26 protein-coding genes and 1 pseudogene are annotated in these 24,853 nt (G+C 56.8%); 14 read left to right on the forward strand and 13 right to left on the reverse strand.

Annotated features, from left to right (window positions below; genetic code table 11):
* Positions 1-37 precede the first annotated feature (37 nt).
* Positions 38-130, reverse strand: a pseudogene (locus tag ES815_RS24170) (nucleoside recognition family protein); the annotation flags it as partial.
* A 446-nt stretch (positions 131-576) separates the two neighbouring features.
* Between ES815_RS24170 and ES815_RS20010 the strand changes: the two are divergent.
* On the forward strand, positions 577-945 hold the full coding sequence (locus tag ES815_RS20010) for a hypothetical protein (RefSeq protein ID WP_142489373.1): 369 nt from the start codon (positions 577-579) through the stop codon (positions 943-945).
* Between the two features lie 424 nt (positions 946-1,369).
* On the opposite strand, the gene ES815_RS20015 is transcribed toward ES815_RS20010, so the two are convergent.
* Together ES815_RS20015 and ES815_RS20020 are read right to left on the reverse strand one after the other, a co-directional pair.
* Entirely contained in the window at positions 1,370-1,972 is a 603-nt protein-coding gene (locus ES815_RS20015) for a hypothetical protein (RefSeq protein WP_142489374.1), read from the reverse strand.
* A 1,583-nt stretch (positions 1,973-3,555) separates the two neighbouring features.
* On the reverse strand, positions 3,556-3,753 hold the full coding sequence (locus ES815_RS20020; RefSeq protein WP_142489375.1) for a hypothetical protein: 198 nt from the start codon (positions 3,751-3,753) through the stop codon (positions 3,556-3,558).
* Positions 3,754-3,979: 226 nt separating this feature from the next.
* Between ES815_RS20020 and ES815_RS20025 the strand changes: the two genes are divergently transcribed.
* The 9 genes from ES815_RS20025 (at position 3,980) to ES815_RS20065 (ending at position 12,401) form a co-directional block, all read left to right on the forward strand.
* Entirely contained in the window at positions 3,980-4,297 is a 318-nt protein-coding gene (locus ES815_RS20025) for a hypothetical protein (RefSeq protein WP_185902353.1), read from the forward strand.
* Positions 4,298-4,604: 307 nt separating this feature from the next.
* Positions 4,605-5,708, forward strand: a complete 1,104-nt coding sequence (locus ES815_RS20030) for a cobalamin-independent methionine synthase II family protein (protein ID WP_142489377.1) — start codon at positions 4,605-4,607, stop codon at positions 5,706-5,708.
* A gap of 204 nt (positions 5,709-5,912) precedes the next feature.
* Complete coding sequence (urtA, locus tag ES815_RS20035; RefSeq protein ID WP_142489378.1) at positions 5,913-7,184, forward strand: urea ABC transporter substrate-binding protein; 1,272 nt, start codon at positions 5,913-5,915, stop codon at positions 7,182-7,184.
* A gap of 25 nt (positions 7,185-7,209) precedes the next feature.
* Positions 7,210-8,784, forward strand: a complete 1,575-nt coding sequence (gene urtB, locus ES815_RS20040) for an urea ABC transporter permease subunit UrtB (RefSeq protein WP_142489379.1) — start codon at positions 7,210-7,212, stop codon at positions 8,782-8,784.
* Complete coding sequence (gene urtC / locus ES815_RS20045) at positions 8,784-9,857, forward strand: urea ABC transporter permease subunit UrtC (protein ID WP_142489380.1); 1,074 nt, start codon at positions 8,784-8,786, stop codon at positions 9,855-9,857. Before urtB ends, urtC begins: the two co-directional genes overlap by 1 nt.
* The gene (gene urtD / locus ES815_RS20050; RefSeq protein WP_142489381.1) at positions 9,857-10,648 is read left to right on the forward strand and encodes an urea ABC transporter ATP-binding protein UrtD; all 792 of its coding nucleotides are present in this window, start codon (positions 9,857-9,859) and stop codon (positions 10,646-10,648) included. Before urtC ends, urtD begins: the two co-directional genes overlap by 1 nt.
* A 9-nt stretch (positions 10,649-10,657) precedes the next feature.
* On the forward strand, positions 10,658-11,356 hold the full coding sequence (gene urtE, locus ES815_RS20055; protein ID WP_142489382.1) for an urea ABC transporter ATP-binding subunit UrtE: 699 nt from the start codon (positions 10,658-10,660) through the stop codon (positions 11,354-11,356).
* A gap of 69 nt (positions 11,357-11,425) precedes the next feature.
* Positions 11,426-12,067 carry a metal-binding protein ZinT gene (gene zinT / locus ES815_RS20060; RefSeq protein ID WP_142489383.1) on the forward strand — a complete coding sequence of 214 codons (642 nt, stop codon included), beginning with the start codon at positions 11,426-11,428 and terminating at the stop codon, positions 12,065-12,067.
* Between the two features lie 142 nt (positions 12,068-12,209).
* Positions 12,210-12,401 carry a hypothetical protein gene (locus ES815_RS20065; protein ID WP_142489384.1) on the forward strand — a complete coding sequence of 64 codons (192 nt, stop codon included), beginning with the start codon at positions 12,210-12,212 and terminating at the stop codon, positions 12,399-12,401.
* Positions 12,402-12,526: 125 nt separating this feature from the next.
* Here ES815_RS20065 and ydeE read toward each other — a convergent pair whose 3' ends face one another.
* Complete coding sequence (gene ydeE, locus ES815_RS20070; RefSeq protein ID WP_142489385.1) at positions 12,527-13,726, reverse strand: efflux MFS transporter YdeE; 1,200 nt, start codon at positions 13,724-13,726, stop codon at positions 12,527-12,529.
* A 193-nt stretch (positions 13,727-13,919) separates the two neighbouring features.
* Here ydeE and eamA point away from each other — a divergent pair, with 193 nt between their 5' ends.
* The gene (gene eamA / locus ES815_RS20075) at positions 13,920-14,819 is read left to right on the forward strand and encodes an O-acetylserine/cysteine exporter (RefSeq protein WP_142489386.1); all 900 of its coding nucleotides are present in this window, start codon (positions 13,920-13,922) and stop codon (positions 14,817-14,819) included.
* Positions 14,820-14,851: 32 nt separating this feature from the next.
* Here the strand turns inward: eamA and marB are convergent, their stop codons facing one another.
* The 3 genes from marB to marR all read right to left on the reverse strand — a co-directional run bounded on the left by marB (position 14,852) and on the right by marR (position 16,080).
* Entirely contained in the window at positions 14,852-15,067 is a 216-nt protein-coding gene (gene marB / locus ES815_RS20080; RefSeq protein WP_142489387.1) for a multiple antibiotic resistance protein MarB, read from the reverse strand.
* A gap of 176 nt (positions 15,068-15,243) precedes the next feature.
* Complete coding sequence (marA, locus tag ES815_RS20085) at positions 15,244-15,627, reverse strand: MDR efflux pump AcrAB transcriptional activator MarA (RefSeq protein WP_138369239.1); 384 nt, start codon at positions 15,625-15,627, stop codon at positions 15,244-15,246.
* 18 nt (positions 15,628-15,645) lie between these two features.
* Positions 15,646-16,080, reverse strand: coding sequence for a multiple antibiotic resistance transcriptional regulator MarR (marR, locus tag ES815_RS20090; protein ID WP_106993851.1), 435 nt, complete (start codon positions 16,078-16,080; stop codon positions 15,646-15,648).
* 257 nt (positions 16,081-16,337) lie between these two features.
* On the opposite strand from marR, the gene ES815_RS20095 reads away from it, so the two are divergent.
* Entirely contained in the window at positions 16,338-17,003 is a 666-nt protein-coding gene (locus ES815_RS20095; protein WP_142489388.1) for a MarC family NAAT transporter, read from the forward strand.
* Between the two features lie 38 nt (positions 17,004-17,041).
* Here ES815_RS20095 and ES815_RS20100 read toward each other — a convergent pair whose 3' ends face one another.
* Positions 17,042-18,238: a sugar transporter gene (locus ES815_RS20100; protein ID WP_142489389.1), complete on the reverse strand. Its 1,197-nt coding sequence runs from the start codon at positions 18,236-18,238 to the stop codon at positions 17,042-17,044.
* Positions 18,239-18,413: 175 nt separating this feature from the next.
* On the opposite strand from ES815_RS20100, the gene ES815_RS20105 reads away from it, so the two are divergent.
* Together ES815_RS20105 and ES815_RS20110 are read left to right on the forward strand one after the other, a co-directional pair.
* Positions 18,414-19,208 (forward strand): PhzF family phenazine biosynthesis protein, encoded by a 795-nt coding sequence (locus ES815_RS20105; RefSeq protein ID WP_142490094.1) that lies wholly within the window; start codon positions 18,414-18,416, stop codon positions 19,206-19,208.
* Positions 19,209-19,219: 11 nt separating this feature from the next.
* Positions 19,220-20,017, forward strand: a complete 798-nt coding sequence (locus ES815_RS20110; protein ID WP_142489390.1) for a PhzF family phenazine biosynthesis protein — start codon at positions 19,220-19,222, stop codon at positions 20,015-20,017.
* Here ES815_RS20110 and ES815_RS20115 read toward each other — a convergent pair.
* The 5 genes from ES815_RS20115 to ES815_RS20135 all read right to left on the reverse strand — a co-directional run bounded on the left by ES815_RS20115 (position 20,014) and on the right by ES815_RS20135 (position 24,795).
* Entirely contained in the window at positions 20,014-20,550 is a 537-nt protein-coding gene (locus ES815_RS20115) for a DUF924 family protein (RefSeq protein ID WP_142489391.1), read from the reverse strand. The two genes, ES815_RS20110 and ES815_RS20115, sit on opposite strands and share 4 nt — an antisense overlap.
* Positions 20,551-21,065: 515 nt before the next feature.
* On the reverse strand, positions 21,066-21,743 hold the full coding sequence (locus ES815_RS20120; RefSeq protein ID WP_142489392.1) for an SDR family NAD(P)-dependent oxidoreductase: 678 nt from the start codon (positions 21,741-21,743) through the stop codon (positions 21,066-21,068).
* 1 nt (position 21,744) lies between these two features.
* Positions 21,745-22,215 carry a YhcH/YjgK/YiaL family protein gene (locus tag ES815_RS20125; RefSeq protein ID WP_142489393.1) on the reverse strand — a complete coding sequence of 157 codons (471 nt, stop codon included), beginning with the start codon at positions 22,213-22,215 and terminating at the stop codon, positions 21,745-21,747.
* Positions 22,212-23,381, reverse strand: a complete 1,170-nt coding sequence (locus ES815_RS20130; RefSeq protein ID WP_142489394.1) for a sialidase family protein — start codon at positions 23,379-23,381, stop codon at positions 22,212-22,214. The genes ES815_RS20125 and ES815_RS20130 overlap by 4 nt, the downstream gene beginning before the upstream one ends.
* Position 23,382: 1 nt before the next feature.
* Positions 23,383-24,795, reverse strand: coding sequence for a sodium:solute symporter family protein (locus ES815_RS20135; RefSeq protein ID WP_142489395.1), 1,413 nt, complete (start codon positions 24,793-24,795; stop codon positions 23,383-23,385).
* Positions 24,796-24,853: the final 58 nt, after the last annotated feature.

Consider the following 24,853-nt stretch of genomic DNA (forward strand, 5'->3'; position numbering starts at 1 on the left):
GTAATGACGCCGGGGATCACGTAGTGAAACGGTCTGACAAACCGGCTGAGGCATTAACCTGCTCAGGCGTGAACAGGCCTTTTCGCAATAATTCAGAGATAAAACCGAAATAAGCTGTGCCGCGCGCCAGGAAGAGCATCACTGGACGCTGCGATTCCGCTTTCGAAAATATATGCGCCGCCTGCAAGCACCGGGGGGGATTTTTAAATTTTATTTAGTTAGCGGTGGGCTGTCGCCCAATGCTAATATTACGATTCAGTGACAATACGGTCGGTTTCTCGTGGGCATACTGCATCGAACAAAGTCTTTGGCGCGGAAGAACTTGCCATCAATACTCATTTCTCCGTACATCATATCGTTGATAAAGTATTACCGCGTAACTTCTTAGAAGGTGATAGCTTTATCTCCGCACTGATTCCGCTTACCGGCCGCTTTGCTTGCCTTTATTTAAATTAACAGATTGATACTACTTACACACCATTATTATTAGTAGTTTCTCACAAAACCTTTAACACCGGGTTGCCGAAAGCACAGTATTGTAATACTTTGACATTTTATTTTATTAATGGACTTGCTATGAAAATAACCACCTTACTAAATGCAGGAATACTTACGCTGCTCCTTGCGGGTTGTAACGACAACGATTTTAAATCACGTACAATTACTATTGAAGGCCTTAAGCTAGAGTTATCTGGTAGTAAACTTGTAGGGAAAGCAGGGAATAAAAGCGAAACCTGCGATGTAGACACCTATAAATCGGACAGAGAAGGTGATGAAAAAGTCTGGAGTGAATATATTATATATAAGTGTGGGGAGCGCAGCTTTATCAGAGTTGATTTCAAATACCCCGTAACCAGCGCGGACCCAATGCCAATTAGGTCTGGCAGCACAAATAATCGTTTCATGGAACCGAAATACTTCACCTGGGCCGATGTAAAAATGTAGTAGTTCCGGCCTTACCTTGCTGGAACAATTCCAGTGTAGACAGTGCTTTCGGTGGTTCGCGCATTAATTGCGCCGATCCAGTGCATTGCAGCATGTCTGCGGTACGCAGCGACTTATCATCTGTATTCAGCCACTGGCCAGATAACGTCATGCTTTTGTTCGCCTCGTCCCATGTCATGTTGTATTGCGTATAGCTTCCGCCCAGCTCAGCATAGATACGGAAGAAACCCTGCTGCCCACGGTGATCAAGGGGGCCGCCAGGAAACGGAAAATATCCTACGCTAAGCTTGTTTCTTAAGTAGGCATGACAGGCAGCTTCGAGCGCTCTGCGGACATTATTGTCAGTATTGTGTATGAAAACGGGTGGCAGGTTAGCTGATATGAAAATCGCCACGCTAACAGCGTGGCGACTGAAGGGCTTGCGTTATCCGTTGTCCTTCTCGTCCAGAGCTTGACGGTATCTTGCTCGTTCGCCTTCATCCAGATTTGGATCTGATAACACAGATCTCCCTTTGATGGCTAAATCCGTATCTATTTCTGTCTGGGTAGCATAAGTCTTAGTTATAGTTCCGTTTGGATATGCAGTCCCGTTAGTCAATGGCCCACCAGTACCTCGGGCGAAAGCCAATGAAACAACACCCACAGCCAGTAACGCTGCTATCAACGGATAAAAAAACGTAGGTGAGACTTCTTCCAGAAACAAACTCAGCCGTACGAATGGAATAACCGAACATAGAATAAGAGCGCTACTTGCGAGAAACCATGACTTCAGTCTACCACTTTCATGCCTGAGTATGGAGTAAAGACAAATCAATCCTACGACGACTAAGACGGTAAACGTGATAATCAGCGTCAGGTTAACTTGATTAGAAATCCAATATAGGGAATTTCCAGCTGAGTATACGATTGAAAAGAGAACTAATGGGGCCAGCCGTTTAATGTTTTTACTGACGGCAAAATACAACGCTAATACCGGAATAGCGTTAATGATGCTGCCTATTAATATAGGCATGAAGGGGATGGGCATATTGAACCTCAAGAAGTTTATGTGAATACACAATATGAAGTGATTCAGGGTGGCAATGACTATATTTGGTACAGGACTGCCTGTCAAATGAGGTTTCCCTCTTTGCCATAGATGTGTTGGCTCACAAATCAAAGCTAATTCGGCCCGGAATATCCCGGCAAGATTTCTCTTTCCGACCGAACGACCAGGCCAATACTGTTAATTACAATCGCAGCAATGACATTAAAAATTATTTCACCAGTGGTGGCTGGCAGCTTCTTCCCACCATAGTCAGTCCCACCGCTATAGTTACCTGAATTCGCGTTGTCAGATGAAGATACGTAGGAGTTGTTGTAGCTGGAAGTATGGTGCCGGGTCTTGCTGCGCTCATTTTCTCCACAGTCAGGGCAATAGCGATCAGAAACCATCGACTTCATATTTCTATTGTTTTTATGGCTTGCCGTGTTGTGCTTAAACTAAAGTTTTTGCAGGGCTTTCCTTAGGCGTAGATTTTATTTTTACAAACGTTACTGTTTCTATCAATCCCCATTTTTAGTGGGTGCCAGGTTTGCCATACACGTCTGCCATCAGCCCCGTTTGACCTGTTTTTCTGTATGCCTAGATAACCGGGCACCGTAGATCGCTGAAGCTAGTGACAAATGCAAAATACGTTCTAAGATTCTTAAGGACAAAAACTGAGAACATGGAGTTTCTTATGACGGTTGCTATGTTGACAGCCTTATCTGCGTTGCTGATTGTGTCGGGGCTTATCTATTTTTTGAGGCAGTTAGTAAATACATGGTGTGACCCCGAACGTCACTAGGCAGGCGGAGGTTGCCCTGATGGATTTCCTTCGCAGGCAACAGGCTATGCAGGGCGCAGGCTATCACCTGTGAACATTTACAATGTAGGGATCGACAGCCGCATCCTGGAAACAACCGCCTCCGGGCGGTTTTTTAGTGCCAGATGAATTGTGTCGTTTGCGGATTAAAGGTTAAGGTGGCTGCACTCCAGTTCTTTTCGGCAAGAATTTTCTCTATGCAATGCGTGGCGTAAAGATCATCTGGTGGAGTGAAAGAGGTATATTCGCGTTCGTGGGTTAACTTGAAATCATGTTTAGAGCCAAAAATTAAACCCTGAATGCGTATGCCTTCATTTTAGGTCCTTATACGGAAAAAACGACGCGTACACCATGCGATAATGTTTTCCCTTCATTACATATAATCAAGGATATAAGCATGCATACGCGCACAAACCTTTTTGAACAATGGCTCCAGTACTCGATGACGACCTACTGTGATACATGGCCACCCACACTAACAGACGTCATAGGATTGCTAGCCGCGGTTATCACGCTTCTGGCTGTGGAAAGGAATTCGTATACAACGCTTCGGATCTACATACCCGCTTTCTTGAATGTTTTTATACTTTCGCGAAAATAAAAAGTTACTTTTTGGAGAAACAGCCGTCATTCGCTGGCTTTTCTCATATATTCAGGGCTGCCATCTCGTTCAGGACGCCATAACTTCCTGCCACCAGGCTGGATTACGGCAATAAAAAAGCAGGATTAACATCCTGCTTTAGTGTGTTTAGCTTTCGCTAAACTATTTGCCAGATAGATTTCGCCAGATACTCTGGCTAATCCCAAAAGCCATTGCTAAACAAAACCCGCCGGCAGACCATCGTTCAATCCCCTCTGCCATAAAGAATATGGCAATTCCTGTCACCGCCAGTGGCAGCGCAGCGATAAAGAAAAGAGCGACATTACAGAACACCTGGCCTGCAGTAACTTTTTGAGACATGGTAATACCCTTATTGAACGAAACCGTCGACAACAGTTGTTGTTATTCTTGGGTGGTTTTTTTTCGTTCAAGGGGAAAGATCACTATCTCATCGCTGGTCTTTCCGGGCAATCCTGATTTTTTGTAGGGAGCCGCCAGTGAATCCCCGTCGGGTGATGGCAGATTTTTTCACATTCAGGGTAAGCCTTATTATGATGCCATGTTGCACGTTTGGACTTACAGAAGGATGAGCATGGATTTTTCCCCTTTACTACACGCGTTCGCCGCCGTAACGATCCAGTGTCTGTTCGGCCTGAAACTGGGCAGATGGGGAATCGGTGGTGCGCTGGGTTCCCTGTGGTTTATCGCCCGTGAGCAGACCCAGGCTGAATACCGCTGGATTGCCCTGTTTGGCCAGGGTAAGCGCGCCAACATGCCGTGGTGGGGCGGGTTTGACTGGCAGGTGTGGAATATGGCCAGCCTGCTCGACTGGCTGGTTCCGGTTATCGCCTGTACAGCCGTCTGGCTAGTCGCGCGTTACCGTTCATCCTCAACCCGCTCATAGCTCGTTTAACCTTCATTTATCTTTCTCATGCTAACCTGGTCAGGATCCGCAGCCCGGTATGGAATGCCGGGTCCGTAGATATCAAAATACAAATCTATCCATGCAAGCATTTACCGCCAGTCTCTGGCGGTTTTTTTTTGCCCTTCAGACCAACATGAATTTTTTTCAATACCGATGAATTTTTCTCGTTTGCCGTGCGGCGCAGGCTATGACATCTTTTGGACATATAGCCATCCAGAAGTCTAAATGTTCAAATAATGAATTATCACTGTCGGCAATTACCTGGCGGCAGTTAAAGGAGATAAGCATGCAGCGACAACACGCCCCGAACCGTGCCGATGTGGTAGGCAGTTTCTTACGTCCCGACGCCATCAAACAGGCGCGGGTGAAGTTCGCCAGCGGTGAAATCGACGCGCAGCAGCTGCGTGCGGTAGAAGACGAGGCGATTCGCCATGTGGTAGAGCAGCAATGCGCCTGCGGCTTAAACGTAGTGACCGACGGCGAGTTCCGTCGCGCCTGGTGGCACTTTGATTTCTTCGATGGCCTGCAGGGCGTGGAGCGTTACGACTCAAACCAGGGGATCCAGTTTAACGGCGTGCAGACCAAAGCCCACGGCGTGCGCGTCACCGGCAAGCTGGGGTTCGGCAGCCATCCGATGCTGGATGATTTCCGCTACCTCCAGAGCGTCAGCGGTAACGCCCAGCCGAAGATGACCATCCCGAGCCCGAGCGTGCTGCACTTCCGCGGAGGACGTAAGGATATCGATGCCACCGTCTACCCGGATCTGGAGGTTTACTTCGACGACCTGGCGCAAACCTGGCGCGATGCCATTCACGCTTTCTACGCGGCGGGCTGTCGCAACCTGCAGCTGGACGACACCGTCTGGGCCTACCTCTGCTCCGACGATCAGCGCCGCCAGATCCGCGAGCGCGGCGATGACCCGGACCAGCTGGCGCATACCTATGCCCGCGTGCTGAATAAGGCCCTGGAAGGCAAGCCGGACGACCTGACCATCGGGCTGCACGTCTGCCGCGGTAACTTCCGTTCGACCTGGATCTCCGAAGGAGGCTACGAGCCGGTGGCCGAAATTCTGTTTGGCACCGTCAACGTCGATGCCTTCTTCCTCGAATATGACAACGATCGTAGCGGCGACTTTGCCCCGTTACGCTTTGTCCGTCCGGGCAAGCAGCAGGTGGTGCTGGGGCTGATCACCACTAAAAGCGGCGAGCTGGAAAACCCGGAAGGGGTGAAAGCGCGTCTGGAAGAGGCAGCGAAGTACGTGGCGAAAAGCCAGATCTGCCTCAGCCCGCAGTGCGGCTTTGCCTCCACCGAAGAGGGCAACGCCCTGACCGAAGCCCAGCAGTGGGATAAGGTTCGCCTGGTCACCCAAATCGCCAGCGAAGTCTGGTAACGGCTTATCCACAGCGTTGCATTAATTAAGTGCAACGCTGTGCCATCCTGATCCGCCCCTGCGTTCAAAACCCTCTCCAGCCCCCTGATCCTGCTGATTTTTCGTTCTGGCATCCTTTTTGCTCTGTCTAATCCTGAATGCTTTTTCTGCGTCCACGCCGTAACGGACGATTTCGCACAGCGTTGTTTTTCAGGAGTGAAAATTATGCATCGTCGTACCTTGTTAAAAGCCTTTGCTTTATCGGCCTCCGTGGTGGCCATGGGGATGAGTTTCAGCGTGCAGGCAGCCGACACCATCAAGATTGGCATCATGCACTCGCTCTCCGGCACGATGGCGATTTCCGAAACGCCGCTGAAAGATGTGGCGCTGATGACCATCGACGAGATCAACGCCAAAGGCGGCGTGCTGGGCAAAAAGCTGGAGCCGGTGGTGGTGGATCCCGCCTCCAACTGGCCGCTGTTTGCCGAGAAAGCCCGTCAGCTGTTAAGTCAGGATAAGGTGGCGGCGGTCTTTGGCTGCTGGACCTCGGTCTCGCGCAAATCGGTGTTGCCGGTGTTTGAGGAGCTGAACGGTCTGCTGTTCTACCCGGTGCAGTACGAAGGGGAAGAGATGTCCCCGAACGTCTTTTACACCGGCGCGGCACCTAACCAGCAGGCCATCCCGGCGGTGGAGTACCTGATGAGCGAAGACGGCGGGGCGGCGAAGCGCTTCTTCCTGCTGGGCACCGACTATGTCTACCCGCGCACCACCAACAAAATTCTGCGCGCCTTCCTGCACTCAAAAGGGGTGCAGGATAAAGATATCGAAGAGGTCTACACCCCGTTCGGCCATAGCGATTACCAGACCATCGTCGCCAGCATCAAGAAATTCTCTGCCGCAGGCAAAACCGCGGTGGTCTCCACCATCAACGGCGACTCCAACGTGCCGTTCTACAAAGAGCTGGCTAACCAGGGCGTAAAAGCCACCGACGTGCCGGTCGTCGCCTTCTCGGTGGGTGAAGAGGAGCTGCGCGGCATCGATACCAAACCGCTGGTGGGTAACCTGGCGGCGTGGAACTACTTCGAATCGGTGGATAACCCGGCCAACCAGACCTTCGTCGCGGCCTATAAAAACTGGGCCAAAGCGCAGAAGCTGCCGAACGCCGGCACGGTGGTGACCAACGACCCGATGGAAGCGACCTATGTGGGGATCCACATGTGGGCCCAGGCGGTGGAAAAAGCGGGCACTACCGACGTGGATAAAGTCCGCGCCGCCATGGCAGGCCAGTCCTTCAAAGCACCATCGGGCTTCACCCTGACCATGGATGCCACCAACCACCACCTGCATAAGCCGGTGATGATTGGCGAGATCGAGGGTAACGGCCAGTTCAACGTGGTGTGGCAGACCGAAGCCCCGGTGCGTGCCCAGCCGTGGAGCCCGTACATCGCCGGGAATGACAAAAAGCCCGACACCCCGATCAAAACCGCCAGCAATTGAATCCGGATCATAAAGAGGTAAAGCCATGAACGTCATGCGCACGATCTTCGCTCTCGTATGGCTTGCCGGACTGCTGCCAGGGATGGCGCAGGCAACGGACGCCGATAATTTTGTTGCCGCCAGCCGCAGCCAACAGGCGGTACTGCTCGAGCAGTGGGCCGCCGCACCCGATCCCGCCCGGCTGGCGCTGCTGCGCGCCTTGCAGCAGGAAAATGTCTTTATCGATACCAATAAGCAGGCCTTCACCCGGGAAAACGGCGCCTTGACCACTCTCGGCGAGGGCGGAGAGCCGGCAGGCGCTACCAAAGCCGTGCGGCTCACCAACCGCCTGCGGGTGCTGGCCGCTACGGCGCTCGCCACCCATCAGCTGACAGGTGACAGTGTCACCGAAAGGCTGGCGGCGGCGAAGCAACTCCAGCGCGATCCCCAGCCGCAGATGCTGCCTTTTTTACAACGTCAGCTGGCAAGCGAGAATAATGACGCGGTGCGTCAGGTGCTGAACCTGGCCGTCGCCAGTCTCCAGTTGACCAGCACCCAGCCCGCGGTACGCCAGCAGGCCGTCACGCTGCTGGGCGAGTCGAGCGATCCGGAGGTGCAGGCCCGGCTGCTGCCTTATACCCATCCGCAGACCGAACCGGACGCCGGGGTGCGGGAAGCCGCCGCAGAAAGCCTGCGTCAGATCCAGCACCGTCAAACCATCAGCGATCTGCTGGGTCAGGCGTTTATGGGCCTGTCGCTGGGCTCCATTCTGCTGCTGGCCGCGCTCGGACTGGCGATCACCTACGGCCTGCTGGGGGTGATCAATATGGCCCACGGCGAAATGCTGATGCTTGGCGCCTACGCCACCTGGATGGTGCAGCAGGCGATGGCGCAGTTTACCCCGCAGTGGCTCACCTTCTACCCGCTGGTGGCGCTGCCGGTGGCGTTCGGGCTCACCGCAGGCGTGGGCATGGCGCTGGAGCGCACGGTGATCCGCCACCTCTATGGCCGCCCGCTGGAAACCCTGCTCGCCACCTGGGGCATCAGCCTGATGTTGATCCAGCTGGTGCGCATGATCTTCGGGGCGCAAAACCTTGAGGTGGCTAACCCGGCGTGGCTCTCCGGCGGCGTGCAGGTCTACGCCAGCCTGATCCTGCCGTGGAACCGGCTGGTGGTGCTGGGCTTTGTGCTGCTGGTGCTATTTTTCACCTGGCTGATCCTCAACAAAACCCGTCTTGGGCTGAACGTGCGGGCGGTGACGCAGAACCGCAGCATGGCGGCCTGCTGCGGGGTGCCTACCGGGCGCGTCGATATGCTGGCCTTCGGGCTGGGTTCCGGGATTGCCGGGCTCGGCGGGGTGGCGCTGTCTCAGCTGGGCAACGTCGGGCCGGAGCTGGGCCAGGGCTATATCATCGACTCCTTCCTGGTCGTGGTGCTCGGCGGCGTGGGGCAACTGGCCGGCAGCGTGGCGGCCGCCTTCGGGCTGGGGATTTTCAATAAGATCCTCGAACCGCAGATGGGTGCCGTACTGGGCAAAATCGTGATTCTGGTGGCGATCATTCTGTTTATCCAGAAGCGTCCTCAGGGGTTGTTTGCACTGAAAGGGAGGGTAATCGACTGATGAGCCAGCCACTGACCTTAACCCTGGCGCGGAAAGCGCCGCGCAGTTTACCGATCATACTCGGCCTGCTCCTTGCCGCCCTGCTGGTACTGCCGTTTCTGGCGCTGCTGCCCGCCACGCATCCGCTGGCGGTTTCCACCTGGATGCTGACGCTGGTGGGCAAAATCCTCTGCTATGCGATTGTCGCCGTAGCGCTGGATCTGGTGTGGGGCTATGCCGGCATGCTGTCGCTGGGCCACGGCCTGTTCTTTGCCCTCGGCGGCTACGCGATGGGGATGTACCTGATGCGCCAGGCCGCGGGCGACGGCCTCCCGGCCTTTATGTCGTTTCTCTCATGGAGCGAGCTGCCCTGGTTCTGGTGGGGCACGCAGCATTTCGCCTGGGCGCTGGTGCTGATCGTCATGGTGCCCGGCCTGCTGGCGCTGCTGTTCGGCTGGTTTGCCTTCCGCTCAAAAATCAAAGGGGTCTATTTCTCCATCATGACCCAGGCGCTCACCTTCGCCGGGATGCTGCTGTTCTTCCGCAATGAAACCGGCTTTGGCGGCAACAACGGCTTTACCGGCTTCACCACGCTGCTGGGCTTCCCGGTGACCGCCACCTCAACGCGCATCGCGCTGTTTATTGCCACCGTGCTGCTGCTGGCGGCGTCGCTGGCGGTGGGGTACGCGCTGGCCAAAAGTAAGTTTGGCCGCATTCTGACCGCGGTACGCGACGCGGAAAACCGGCTGACCTTCTGCGGCTACGATCCCCGCGGTTTTAAGCTGCTGGTCTGGACGCTGTCGGCGGTGCTGTGCGGGCTGGCCGGGGCGCTGTACGTCCCGCAGGTCGGGATCATCAACCCCGGCGAGATGTCGCCCACCAACTCCATCGAAGCGGCAATCTGGGTCGCGCTCGGCGGGCGGGGTACGCTGATCGGTCCGGTGATTGGCGCCGCGCTGGTGAACGGCGCAAAAAGCGTCTTCACCGTGGCGATGCCGGAGTACTGGCAGCTGTTTCTCGGGCTGATCTTTATTGCGGTGACGCTGTTTTTACCGCGCGGCGTAACGGGCCTGTTCCGCAAGGGAGACCAGTAATGAGCGAGCAATTATTTACCCGCCAGCTGCCCGGAGATCGCTATCGCGACCAGACTGACCCGGTGTTACAGCTGGAGGGGATCAACGTCAGCTTTGACGGCTTTAAGGCGCTCACCGACCTGTCGCTGAATATTGGCGTGGGTGAGCTGCGCTGCGTGATTGGCCCCAACGGCGCGGGAAAAACCACGCTGATGGACGTTATCACCGGTAAAACGCGGCCCCAGAGCGGGCGCGCGCTGTACGACCAGTCGACGGACCTCACTACTCTGGATCCCATCGCCATAGCCCGTCAGGGCATCGGGCGCAAATTCCAGAAGCCGACGGTGTTTGAGGCCCTGACGGTATGGGAAAACCTCGAGCTGGCGATGAAGGGGGATAAATCGGTGTGGGCCAGCCTGCGCGCCCGACTGAGCAGCGAGCAGGGAGACAGGATCAACGAGATGCTGAGCCTGCTGCGCCTCGGCGGGGAGCGGCATCGCCGGGCGGGCCTGCTGTCGCACGGGCAGAAGCAGTTTCTCGAGATCGGCATGCTGCTGGTTCAGGAGCCGCATCTGCTGCTGCTCGACGAACCGGCCGCCGGGATGACCGACGCCGAAACCGAGTACACCGCCGAACTGTTTCGCACCCTGGCGGGCAAACACTCGCTGATGGTGGTGGAGCATGACATGGGCTTTGTGGAAACCATTGCCGATCACGTTACCGTCCTGCATCAGGGGCGGGTGCTGGCCGAAGGCTCGCTGCGCGAGGTGCAGGCCAACGAGCAGGTGATTGAAGTCTATCTCGGACGCTAAGGAGCGCGGATGCTACAGGTTAACGAACTGAATCAGTACTACGGCGGGAGCCACATTCTGCGCGGGGTCAGCTTTGAGGCGCTCCCCGGGGAAGTCACCTGCCTGCTGGGGCGTAACGGGGTGGGCAAAACCACGCTGCTGAAGTGTCTGATGGGGCTGATCCCGGCGCGCAACGGCGAAATCCTCTGGCAGGGCAAATCCATCACACACGCCAGACCGCACCAGCGGGTGCAGGCCGGGGTAGCCTATGTGCCGCAGGGGCGGGACATCTTTCCCCGCCTGACGGTGGAGGAGAACCTGCTGCTCGGGCTATCGCGCTTTCCGGCGCGTGAGGCGAAGCAGGTCCCGGAGGAGATCTGGCAGCTGTTTCCGGTCCTTAAGGAGATGAAGCAGCGCCGGGGTGGCGATCTCTCGGGCGGGCAACAGCAGCAGCTGGCGATTGGTCGGGCGCTGGCGAGTCGTCCTCAGCTGTTGATACTTGATGAACCGACGGAGGGGATCCAGCCTTCGGTGATTAAGGAGATTGGCCAGGTGATCCGTCAGCTCGCGAACCGGGGCGATATGGCGATCCTGCTGGTGGAGCAGTTTTATGACTTTGCCGCCGAGCTGGCCGACAGCTATCTGCTGATGTCCCGGGGCAGCATTATCCAGCGCGGGCGCGGGGAGGATATGGAACAGGAGGGCGTTCGCGGTCTGGTGGCGATTTAACGGGGTTGTTTTGCGATATGTTATACTATAACATCCATCACTCTTTTAAAATGGAGTGAGGACGTTACCTTGGCAGGACATATTGGTAAATTTGCAATGACTCTGGGGGCGCTGCTGGTCAGCGGCCAGCTGTATGCCCATTCCCACGGCCACCAGATGACCGAAGCGGAACAAAAAGCGGCCAACGGCGTGTTTGACGATAAAGACGTAAAAGATCGCCCGCTCTCCAACTGGGACGGCGTCTGGCAGTCGGTCTATCCGTTTTTGCTGAGCGGCGATCTCGACCCGGTGTTCAAGAAGAAAGCCGAGAAAGACAAGAGTAAAACCTTTGACGAGGTTAAAGCCTATTACCGCACCGGCTACGCTACGGACGTGGAAACCATTGGCATTGAGAACAACGTGATGGAGTTTCACACCGGGAAAAACCTGAGCCGCTGTGAATACGTCTCTAACGGCTACAAGATCCTGACCTATGCCTCCGGCAAGAAGGGCGTGCGTTACCTGTTCGAATGTAAGGACGCCAGCAGCAAGGCACCGAAGTTTGTCCAGTTCAGCGACCACACTATTGGTCCGCGCCAGTCGGCCCATTTCCATATCTTTATGGGCAACACCTCCCACGAGGCGTTATTAAAAGAGATGGATAACTGGCCGACCTATTATCCGAACGAAATGTATAAAAAGCAGGTGGTAGAGGAAATGCTGCACCATTAATTCCGGTGCGGCCTGTGCGCCGGGTGGCGGCTACGCCTTACCCGGCCTACAAAATCTTTCAGAACTCATTAATATTTTCTTTATTTTATCTCGGCTCTAATGATGAACCTATTGATTTTGCTATAGAAATGCTGAGGAAGTGATGGGTTTTCTTAAACAGTGGCTCAAGGAAGAGGTGATTTTAATTATCTGGGGATGGGGCTGTTTTCTGTCTGTTCTCTTTTTTAGTATGTTTGCAGTGGTCTATTTCCCTGACGTTGCGATCACCATGATCGGTGCATTTATCTTATTACTTGTAATTGGGCATCTTTTCCTCTGGTTTAAATATAAATAATAAATGCTCTCAGTAGGGAGATATTGCACCATTACGTTCCCGGTGCGGTCTGTATGCCGGGTGGCGCTGCGCTTACCCGGCCTACTGGCTTTGTAGGCCCGTGCAAGCGTAGCGCCGCCGGGCAATTACCGCGATACTAAATCAGGCACATCAACCCACGCCTTCACCCGCATCCCCCGCAAAATCATCAGCCAGGCCAGCACAATGGCAACCATCATAATCACAAACAGCGACCAGTGCGGGAGATGGGTCAGGATCAGCCCGGTGATCATCGGGTTGAAGGCCGCACCCAGCCAGCCAAGCGCCTGGGCGGAGAAATAGCTGGCTTTCATGCCCGGCGGGGCGATGTTGTCGATCAACATGTATTCCCCTGGCGCATAGATAATCTCACCCACGGTAAAGACAGCCGCAGCCAGCCCCCAGTAGATCAGATTCTCCCCGGAGAGCATAAACCCGGCCAGACCGAGGACAAAAAACAGGGTGCCCAGCGTCATCAGCGGGCGGATATTACGGGCCGACAGTTTACGGCCAATGATGTACTGCAGCGAAACCACCATCGCGGCATTCACCGGCAGCACCACGGCCACCACGTTCTGGGCGAAATCGCTGTCGTAGTCTGCCGCCAGCACGTACTGGGAAATGCAGCTGGCGAAGGAGCCGCCAACATAGGAGGCCAGCAGCCCGGAGAGGGTATACCAGAACAGCGCCCGGTCACGCAGCAGTACCGACGGCTGCCACGGCACTGGCACATGCTCGCTGTCGGCCGCCACGCCTTTCTGCACATAGCGTTGGACCAGCACCAGCGGCAACGCGGCGCAGAAGGCCGCTACCCAGAACGGCAGTTGCAGGCTGTACATCACCAGCAGGGTGCTCAATGGCGGCCCGACGGTCCAGCCGATGTTAAGAAAACTGTAGTTAAGGGAGAAAACCCGCGCTTTTTCCGCCGGGTTGAGCACATCGGAAAACCAGGCTTTCAGCACCGTGGAGAAGATCGAATAGGCGCAGTTGATCAGCGAGAAGGCCAGCACCACCAGCACGACGTTATCCACCAGTGGGATCGCCAGAAAGCCCAGAGCCACCGCCGTAATGGCGATCAGCATGTAGCGGTTTTTATCGAATTTATCGGCCAGAATGCCAAACCCCAGGCTGAAAACCACCCCGATAGTCAGCGCCACCGTCAGGGCATAACCAATATTCTCCACGCTCATGTTATAGACGCGGGTGAGATAGATGGTCATAAACGGCAATGTCGCGCCGCGACCAATGGTGAGTAACAGCGACGACGCCAGTAGCGCTGCGGTTGAGCGCCTGAGTGATGGTTTCATTTTCCTGCCCGACAATTGCGTGTGAAGTTTTTGTTATGTCTTATCAGGATTAACATGGCATAAGAGGCTTGTATACCACCAAATTTATCCCTAAGTGCTTCGCCTGACTGTCAGAATTAATGATCTGTTCCTCGGCGGTTTTTTTCGTTACTTTGATAAGCGTTTACAAAAATTTAATAAACAGGGGCAGGGTATGACGCGCAAAGACGGGCTGCTGGCATTGCTGGTGGTAGTAGTTTGGGGGCTGAATTTTGTGGTGATCAAAGTCGGATTGCACAACATGCCTCCGCTGATGCTGGCCGGTTTACGCTTTCTGCTGGTGGCCTTCCCGGCGCTGTTCTTCGTTGCCCGTCCAAAGATCCCGTTTCGTCTGCTGCTGGGCTACGGCCTGACCATCAGCTTCGGTCAGTTTGCCTTTCTGTTCTGCGCCATTAACTTCGGCATGCCCGCCGGTCTGGCCTCGCTGGTGCTACAGGCGCAAGCGTTCTTCACCATCATCCTTGGAGCGCTGGTGTTTGGCGAGCGCCTTCAGGGCAAACAGCTGGCGGGGATTGCCCTGGCCGTGGTCGGCGTGCTGGTGCTGGCGGAGGCCAGCCTGAACGGGCAGCACGTCGCGCTGCTGGGCTTTTTACTGACCCTGGCGGCGGCGTTCTGCTGGGCCAGCGGCAATATCTTCAACAAAAAGATCATGCAGCTTGAGACGCGTCCGGCGGTGATGTCGCTGGTAGTGTGGAGTGCGCTGATCCCGATCCTGCCCTTTATGGCGGCCTCATATCTGCTGGATGGCCCGACGGTGATGTTGCACAGTCTCGTCACCCTCGACCTGACCACGATTTTGTCGCTGATCTACCTGGCCTTTGTCGCCACCATTGTCGGCTATGGCATCTGGGGCGCGCTGCTCGGGCGCTACGAAACCTGGCGGGTGGCACCGCTGTCGCTGCTGGTCCCGGTGGTGGGCATCGCCAGTGCGGCGCTGCTGCTGGATGAAAAACTGGGGGCGTTGCAGCTGGTGGGGGCGCTGCTGGTGATGGCCGGACTTTATATCAACGTTTTCGGCTTGCGCCTGCGTCGGGCGACGCGGGTCAGAGGCTAAAAAAAAGCCCCGCGCGGGCGGGGCAAAACGCATTAAGAGTGCTGATTGTAATAGGGCACGCCTAATTCGTCGGATTTGTCGCTGCCTGCGCCCATATGGTTAAAGTCATGGGGCGACTGGCCGTTAGCCGTTGGCAGGATCATCGTGTCGCGGCTGTTCTGCTGCGGGACACGTGGAGTTTGCTCCGCAAAACTCTGGCCAGAGACCAGCACCAGGGCGGTGAGAACGGCGGAAGCGAATAATTTCATAATTTCCTCGATACGTCTTAGAGCCTATCCCATTAGGCTATTTTATTTGCCATTTTGAACCTGGGCAGTGCTCACAATCCTCACGTACTTAAAGTACGCTCCGGTTGTTCCGCGCTGTCCGTGTTCAAACTGTCTGCAACAATTACGCCTACTGGGATAGCCTAAAATACAGGCGTTTAGCAGTTACAGTGGTTAATCGGAAGCAGATACCGGGATTCCCCATGCATATTGGTGATGCGATATTTATGCGGTGGAACGTCGAAGTAGTTCTTGAACGTGCGTGTCAGGGTCTGCTGCGATTCAAACCCATAACGCTCAGCCAGATACAGGATCGGCTCGTTACTTTCCTTCAGCTTCTGCGCGATTTCCGTTAATTTGCGGCTGCGGATGTACTGGCCTAATGAGTGGCCGGTCTCTTTTTTAAACATCCGTTGCAGGTGCCATTTTGAGTAACCTGAACGCTCAGACACTTTCTCAAGCGAGAGCGGCGACTCCAGGTTATCTTCGATCCAGCCCAAAATGCTATGAATAGTGATGGCGTCAGTATTGCGTCTGGACATCGTCATACCTCTTTCTGTTTACGGCAGGATTTTCTTAAGCAAGTGCTCAAGAGTTGCCACTTCGTCCGCCGTTAAGTTTTTTGTTAGTTCCTGGTGCAGTTTTTGTCCTACTAATTGATGACATTGTTCACACATTGCCGCGCCGTCGCTGGTCAATTGCACCAGCACGCCGCGTTTGTCATTCGGATTCGGGCGGCGTTCAATCCACCCCTTGCAGACCAGCCGATCCATCATGCGCGTCAGCGCGCCGAGGTCGACAGATAAGATTTTCTTCAGCTCAACCGGGGTGATACACACTTCGCAGCGCACAGAACAGAGCACTTTAAACTGGGTTGCGGTGATATCCAGCGGTGATAAATAATCATTGAGCAGGCGGTCTTTCTTCTGGTTAACCATGTAGATAAGCCGACCCAGCGGAATGATTTCGTTGAAGAGGTCACTGGTGCTTTTCACAATGGTTGCCCTGGCAAGTAGTTTAATCACGGCAGATATTATTGCTCAGGCAACTATAAGTCAACTGAATGCATTTGCTTATGACACGATTTGCTAAAGCGATTCAGATCACTTTTTTGCCCGCCAGGCGGATCGTCATATCATCGGGATAAATTGATTTCGGAGCGAAAATATTACTTACGATGTGTGCGTAGCTGTAACGGTTGTTTTGACCCTATACTTGCCTGGTTAATTTTTGATAAGGACGAATCCGTAAAATGGTTGATTTAATTAAAGCAATTGGTCTTGGGCTGGTGGTGCTGTTACCCCTGGCAAACCCGTTAACCACCGTTGCGCTTTTCCTTGGCCTGGCGGGCGACATGAACCGTGAACAACGTAATCATCAGTCGCTCATGGCCTCCGTTTACGTCTTCGCGATCATGATGGTGGCGTACTACGCCGGGCAGCTGGTAATGAACACCTTCGGGATCTCCATTCCCGGCCTCCGAATTGCGGGGGGGCTGATCGTGGCCTTTATCGGTTTCAGAATGCTGTTCCCCGCGCCGAAATCGCCGGATGATTCAGACGTGCAGGACGCGCTGGAAGATAAGCAAAATAAAGCGGCTCCGAACATTGCCTTCGTGCCGCTGGCGATGCCAAGCACCGCAGGTCCGGGTACCATTGCGATGATCATCAGCTCCGCCTCGACGGTGCGCAGCGGTTCTGCTTTCCCGGACTGGGTGGTCATGATTGCGCCGCCGCTGATTTTTGCCATTATCGGCGTGATCCTGTGGGGCTGTCTGCGTAGCTCGGGCGCGATTATGCGCTGGGTGGGCAAAGACGGTATCGAAGCCATCTCCCGCCTGATGGGCTTCCTGCTGGTCTGTATGGGCGTGCAGTTTATTATTAACGGCGTGCTGGAAATTATTAAAACCTACCCGTAATAACTGAACCGGGTGGCGCTCGCCACCCGATTACCTCTCTAGCTGTGATGCGGTTGCTCTTCCAGGGCGACGGGCCATTTGCGAAAGATCAGCACCGACCAGATCAGCGCCGCAAGGGCCGGGATCGCCCCCAGATAACCGATCGACGCCATCGACAGATGCAGGATCACCTGATTGCCCACCAGCGCACCCGCGCCAATCCCCAGGTTGAAAATACCCGAGAACAGCGCCATCGCCACGTCCGTGGCATCCGGCGCCAGGGCCAGCACTTTCACCTGCATCCCAAGACCGATAATCATGATTGCCACGCCCCAGACGATGCTCAGCAGGGCGAGATTTGTCTCACTGCCCGAGGCGGGCAGCAGCAGAAGCAGACACGCCAGCAGCAGGCCAATGGCGCTGCTCACCAGCAGCGAGGCGTGACGGTTGCCGAGCTTGCCAAACAGCAGGCTGCCGATAATGCCTGCGCCGCCCAGCAGCAACAGCAATACCGTGGCAAAGCTGGCGCTGAACCCGGCGATGGTCTGCACAAACGGCTCGATGTAGCTGTAGGCGGTGTAATGGGCTGTCACCACGACGACCGTCAGCAGATAGAGGCTCATCAGCGCCGGACGACGCATCAGCAGCGGCAGGCTTTTCAGCGAGCCGGAATGCTCACTTGGCAGTTTGGGTAACAGCTTGATCAGACACAGCAGGGTGAACAGCGCCCCGAGCCCAATAACGAAAAAGGTGGTACGCCAGCCAAATATCTGTCCGACGATGCGGCCGATTGGCAGCCCGAGCACCATCGCCAGCGCGGTGCCGGTGGCCAGCAGGCTCAGGGCCTGAGCGCGCTTCCCGGCCGGGGCCAGGCGGATCGCCAGCGAAGCGGTAATTGACCAGAAAATGGCGTGCGCGAAGGCAATGCCGATCCGGCTTATCACCAGCACCGTGAAGTTCCACGCGAGGAACGACAGCACATGACTGGCAATAAACAGCACAAACAGCCCGATCAGCAGTTTGCGCCGCTCCATCTGGCTGGTGAGCAGCATAAAGGGTAACGACATCATCGCCACCACCCAGGCATAGATGGTGAGCATGATCCCCACCTGCGCGGTCTCCATGCCAAAGCTGCTGGCGATATCCGAGAGCAGGCCGACGGGGACAAATTCAGTGGTATTGAAGATAAAGGCGGCAACGGCGAGCGTGACCACCCGTAGCCACGCGACCCTGCGGGAAACGGTGTTGGTTGTCATAGGGAAATCCAGGAGTCGTTACGTCAATGAGGTGCGGCGATCTTAAAACCTTCCCTGCTGAAAATACAATCATTTTGTGATTTAGATCTCACTATATCCAAAAAGTAATAGCTGGTGAAACAGGGTATTTTCCATGAATATAGGATGCAACATTACGTTAACAGTGGGTAAAGCAATGCAGGAGATTGAGTTTTATCTGGTCGATGCGTTCAGTGAAGGCTCGTTTGGCGGCAACCCTGCGGCGGTGTGCCCTTTGCCGGCATGGCTACCGGACGAGACGCTGCTCAATATGACGCGGGAGCACAACCAGTCGGAGACCGCTTTTTTCGTGCGCCACCGGGGCGGCATTGAGCTGCGCTGGTTCACCACGCGCGGCGAGGTGAACCTCTGCGGCCACGCCACTCTGGCGACCGCCTGGGTATTGTTCAACGAGCTGGACTATCCCGACGCCCGCATCCATTTTGATACCGCCTCCGGCAGGCTTACCGTCAGCCGTGACGGCGACTGGCTGACCCTCGATTTCCCGGCCTGTCCTGGCGAGCCGCAGACCCCGCCGGCAGAGATGCTTGCCGCGCTTGGGATCGAAAACTACGTCGAGGCCCGCAAGGGGCGCGCCTGGGTGCTGGTGCTGGAAGATCGCCAGCAGGTTGAGGCGGTCACGCCGGATATTCACGCCATGACGCCCGGCGAGCATAAAGTGTCGATCACCGCGCGCGGCGAGGGCGAATACGATTTTGTCAGCCGCTTCTTTTCTCCGGGGGCGGCGCTGTGGGAAGATCCGGTCACCGGGTCGGCCCATACCATGCTGATCCCGTACTGGAGCGAAAAGCTGAATAAAACGTCGCTCTTTGCCCGGCAGGTCTCTGCCCGTGGCGGCGACGTGCGTTGTGAACTGAAGGGCGACCGGGTGTTAATGAGCGGCAGGGCATCGCTGTATATGAAAGGTCATCTGTTTTTACGCTTACAATAAGGGTTAACCCAATGAAAGAAATTGCCTTTTATCTGGTCGATGCGTTTAGCGATCGCGCGTTTGGTGGGAATCCTGCAGCCGTTTGCCCGCTCGAGGAGTGGCTACCGGATGACGTGCTGTTAAAGATGGCCCAGCAGCATAACCAGTCGGAAACCGCCTTTTTCGTGCGTACCGACGTGGGCTTTGAACTGCGCTGGTTTACCACTCAGTACGAGATTAACCTTTGCGGTCACGCCACGCTCGCCAGCGCCCACGTGATTTTTGAGTATCTGGACTACCCACACACCGAGATCGTTTTCTCCACCCGTTTTGTCGGCGACCTGAAGGTCACCCGCAGCGGCGACTGGTTAACGCTTAACTTCCCGGCGTGGAGCAGCGAGCCGGTAGACAACCCGCCAGCGCTGCTGTTCAGTACCCTCGGCATCACCGGGGCGAAGGAGGTGCGGGCAGGGCGCGACTACATGGTGGTGCTGGAGAACCAGCAGCAGGTTGAAGCGTTGACCCCGGATATCGACGGCATGATGCCGCTGGATAAGATGGTCTGCGTCACCGCCCCGGGGGATGAGTATGACTTTGTCAGCCGCTTCTTCTGCCCGGGCGAGTCGGTGGCGGAAGATCCGGTGACCGGCTCCGCCCACAGCATGCTGATCCCGTACTGGAGCGAAAAGCTGGGTAAAACGTCGCTACAGGCCCGTCAGGTCTCGCCCCGCGGCGGCGATCTGCGCTGCGAGCTGAAGGGCGACCGGGTATTGATTGGCGGCCAGGCGGCGCTCTATCTGAAAGGCACCGTTTACCTGCGCGGCCATTAAAAGCCTTTGTTGTGCTTCAGCCACTCCACCTCTTCGGGGGTGGATGGGCGATTAAGCAGGCTGTTGCGGTGCGGGTAGCGGCCAAAGTGCTCAATAATCGCCCGGTGCTTGATTTCCGCATTCAGAAAGCCCGGCACGTTCAGGGCGGTGAACAGCCGCTCTGCCTCCTGATGAATCACCCGTGATTCCGCATGCATCATCGGCAGCAGCGAGACGCCTTTTTCGTTGCTGTCCAGCTCCTGCCACATCGGCTGATAAACCAGCTCCTGGGAGAGGATCAGCGCCATGCCGTCCTGCTGCCAGGCGCGTGCGTCGTTGCGGTTCAGGTTGCGCGAGAGTTGATCGAGCAAAACGATCTCCGCCAGCCGTCCGTGCGGCGTGTCCCGCCAGTGAAACAGCTCCCCACGACAGGCGGCCTGCCACAACGGGTAGAAGCGGTGTTTGCACTGGGCGTCGAAATCATCATTGCGGGAAAACCAGAGCGGTTGATGCTGGTCGTGAAACCAGAATTCAAGCAGAGAAGCGTATTCCATGGCGGGTTCCGGCGTTGGGGTTAAGGCGCTCATACAAATGTAGGCCGGGTAAGGCGTAGCCGCCACCCGGCGTGGTTTGGCACCCTGAGGTCTGCAACGCCGGGCGGTGCTGGCGCTTGCCCGGCCCACGGTGTGGTGCGGTTTTTGTAGGCCGGGTAAGGCGCAGCCGCCACCCGGCGTGGTTTGGCACCCTGAGGTCTGCAACGCCGGGCGGCGCTGGCGCTTGCCCGGCCTACGATGTGGTGCGGTTTTTGTAAGCCGGGTAAGGCGCAGCCGCCACCCGGCGTGGTTTGACATCCTGCGGTCTGCATCGCCGGGCGGCGCTGGCGCTTGCCCGGCCTACGGTATGGTGCGGTTTTTGTAGGACGGGTAAGGCGTAGCCGCCACCCGGCGTGGTTTGGCACCCAGCGGTCTGCAACGCCGGGCGGCGCTGGCGCTTGCCCGGCCTACGGTGCGGTGCGGTTTTTGTAGGACGGGTAAGGCGTAGCCGCCACCCGGCAAACAGGCCGCACAACTCACCCCAGCGACGCCCCACCGCACAGCACCAGCTCCTGCCCGGTGATGGGCGCGGCCTCGGCGCTCAGCAGATAGTTGACCATCGCCGCCACCTCTTCCGAGGCGATCAGCCTCCCCATCGGCGGCATTTTTGGCGGTGACGTTTGCCGTCCGGGCGCACTCAACATCGGGGTCTGCGTCGCACCCGGGGCCACCACATTGGCGGTGATCCCGCGCGGAGCCAGCTCCGCCGCCCAGCTGCGCACCATCCCAACCAGCGCCGCCTTGGTCGCAACATACTGCGAGCGCCCGGCCGCTCCCCGTGAGGTGCGGCTGCCGATAGCGATCAGCCGTCCACCCGCGCTCATCCGCGGGGCAAAGTGGTTAAACAGGATCTCGGCGGCGTGGATATGCAGCCCCCACAGACGAGCGCTGACCGCCGGATCCAGTTCGCCGAGCGGGGCGGCCGCCATCATTCCTGCGGCATGGACGATCGCCTGCGGCACCGGCAGGGTATTGAGCGTGGCGCTGAACGTGACGCTGTCACTTAAATCCACGCTCAGGCTGGTAAAGTTCGGGTGTCCGCACTCCACTTCGCGTCGGCTTAAGCCCGTCACCTGCCAGCCTTCCGCCAGCAGGCGTTTGACGATAGCTTCGCCGATGCCCGAGCTGGCACCGGTGACAATCGCATGGCGCATATCACACCTCCAGCAGGGCGCGTGGCACCTTGAACACCGCCTTGCGCACGGTCATCGTCGCGTTCACCGCGCACAGCGCCTGATGCGGCTCGCCTGGGAGAAACACCGCAAAATCCCCGCTGCGTAAGGTAATGCTCACCGGATGTCCCGCCCCGGCAGCAATCCACAGATCCGGTTTGCGCTCTTCGTCGCCGACCTGCGCGACAGACTGCATCCCGGCGTGGATCGTCTCTTCACCCGCAAGCACCACCTGAATATCGGCATACAAATAGTGATATTCGGTATGACGCTCGGCCTGCGGCTGAGTCTGCGCCGGGCCGATATGGCAGAACCACGGACAGCCTTGCGGCTGCCAGCGTCCATCATCCCGGGCGATGAGCGCCGTCAGGGAACAGTCCGGGCGCTCGAGGATCGCCCGCAGCACCGGCGGGAGCCCCGCCAGCGGCAGGGCGTTAAGATGACCAATAATCACTGTTGCGGCTCCTTTACCCACTCCGGCGACACGCGCACATACTTGATCGCCTGGCGGAAGTAGGTGTAGGCGATATGCAGCGACCCGTCGGCACCCTGTTTGATGCTGGGATAGGAGAACTCGCGGTTCAGTTTCTCCAGCGAGTTGTTAGTCATGCAGTAGCCGTCACCCTCGTCGAGATTGCGCTGCCAGGCCCAGCTTTTCCCGCCGTCGTTGGATATTGCCACCGTCATTGGCGCGCGTGGGGCGCCCCAGAAGGCGGCGCGACCGTGGGTCACCTCCGGCTCTTTACGGCCATCGCCGTCGTCGATCTCGTCATACAGCGAGGCGCGGCGCTCCAGCGCACCCGCCGCGCTCATGTGGTTGAACACCAGCGCCAGCTCGCCGCTGGCAAGGGTGGTGACCTGAATCGACGAGTTGTTGTTCGGCAGCGCTGTAGGTTCCGGCACCGACCAGCTTTCACCGTTGTCCAGCGACTGGCTGATATAGATATTGTCCGCCCAGCGGCTGCGATACAGCGCCACCAGATGGCCGTTATTCAGGGCGGTGATGTTCATGTGCACGCAGCCCAGGCTCTCCGGCACCTCGACGTCGCGCCAGCTTTTACCCTGGTCTTCGGAGATTTTCACCGCGCTGATGTCGTCGTTACCCACCCATTTTTCGCCCGGCTGGGTGCGGCAGTAGAAGACCGGCAGCAGCCAGGTGCCGTTCTCCAGCACCACAATGGGCTGGCGAATAAAGGTGCCGGGCTTATCCAGCAGGGTGGCAATCTCGCCCCAGCTTTTACCCAAATCCGCAGATTTGCGGTAACGGACGATGGCGGTGTCCTGGTTGCCGGAGAGCTGCGCGGTCCACAGCAGCCACAGCACGTTGTCCGGGGCGAGGAACAGCACCGGGTTCTGCTCCGAGCGGCTGGCGTCGTCCGACAGCTTCACCGCTTCGCTCCACTGGTTGCTGCCCGGGGCCAGGCGCGACCCCCACACTGAAATATCAGCGATCCCTTCCTGCGTGCCGCCAAACCAGACGCACATCAGGGTACCATCCGGCAGCGGCAGCAGGTTCGCGGCGTGGTTCTGCGGGCAGGAAGAGGGCAGCATCGCCGTTTCCACGCGGGCATCCTGCGGCTGCGGGCGAACAATCCCGTCACGGGTTACGGTTACAGACATATCAGACTCCATTATGTTGAACAGGGGCAGGCGCTTTGCGATCCGCTTTATTCGGGATCAGACGGTCGAGGACCATAATCACCGCCGGGGTGATCAGCGCGATATACATATTGTTAATGCCAAACGGGTCGCCCAGCAGATACCAGAGGGAGGTCACCACGCAGGCACCAATCAGGCCGGCGTTGGCACCCCGGGTGCTCTTAAAGAACGGGGCATAGAAGGCAATGACCGCCACCACCGTAATCGACAGACGAATGGCGCGGGTGAAGAAGGACAGCTTCAGCACTTCCGGCACCAGCAGGACGAAAATCAGCGGCAGGAAGCCAATCAGCAGCGACATCCAGCGGGTGGCTTTAAACTCCTGCTCCGGGGTGGGGTTGCGGTACGGCACGTAGAAATCTTTCACTACCAGCGAGGCGATAGCCAGCGCCACGGTACTCACGCTCACGAAGATTGACGCTACAAGTGACGTTGTCACCAGACCGGCCAGCCACGGGTTCATGTCCTGCAGGAAGATCGGCATGGCGTACAGGCTGTCGATCTCCGGGTGCAGATACTTCGCCGCCACGCCAATCACCGCAATCGCCAGGGCAATCGGCAGGCAGAAGAAGAACGCCACCCAGGTGGAGCGTTTGGCCGACTTCACATCTTTGGTGGAGGAGATGGCCTGGATCACAAACTGGGTACAGAAGATGGAGCCGATGGTGCCGATCAGCCAGGCGAAGATGGTGCTGGCGCCAATGTTGCCATCCCAGGTCCAGTAGTACGACGGCATCTGCTCAATCATTGGCGTAAAGCCGCCGGTTTTGGAGAGCGCGAAGCCCATGATCACCAGGATACCGAAATACTTGAGAGCGCTGTGCAGCAGCGTGACCCAGGCCACGCCCTTCATGCCGCCAAAGGCGAAGTAGAAGGTACTGACTACCGCAGTGATAAAGGCCGCGACCGGCAGGTTGACCTTCAGCACGGTGGAGATGGCCGCCGCGCCGGAGACATAGTTGCCGACGTTCACCAGCAGCAGGGCGTAAATCATGATGATCGAGATAATGTTTTTGGTGCTGGTGCCGTACTTCTCGGCAATCGCCCCGGAGATGGTGATTTTGCCGGTGCTATAGATGCGCTTCACCAGCAACAGGCCAAACAGCGGGAAGCCAATCGCCGCGCCAATCACCGACCAGGAGGCGGCAAAACCATCCTCGAACGCCGCCTGGGCGGTGCCAATGGTGGATTTGGCGCCGATGTATTCGGACATCAGCAGGATCCCGACGATAAACGCCGGCATCGCCCGGGAGCCCTCCATAAAATCGCCGGAGTTTTTACTGCGCAACCGGAAGGTCAGCCAGGTGGTAAACAGGATGTAGACAATCACAATGCCTACGATGATCAGGGTATCTTCAGCGGTAAAATTGTTCATCTTTGCCTCTCTTCAGGGCGTAGGAAACCTGGGCGCCCGCGGCACCCGGTATTCTTAT

The organism is Leclercia adecarboxylata, from assembly GCF_006874705.1.
Classification (GTDB): Bacteria; Pseudomonadota; Gammaproteobacteria; order Enterobacterales; family Enterobacteriaceae; genus Enterobacter; species Enterobacter adecarboxylatus_C.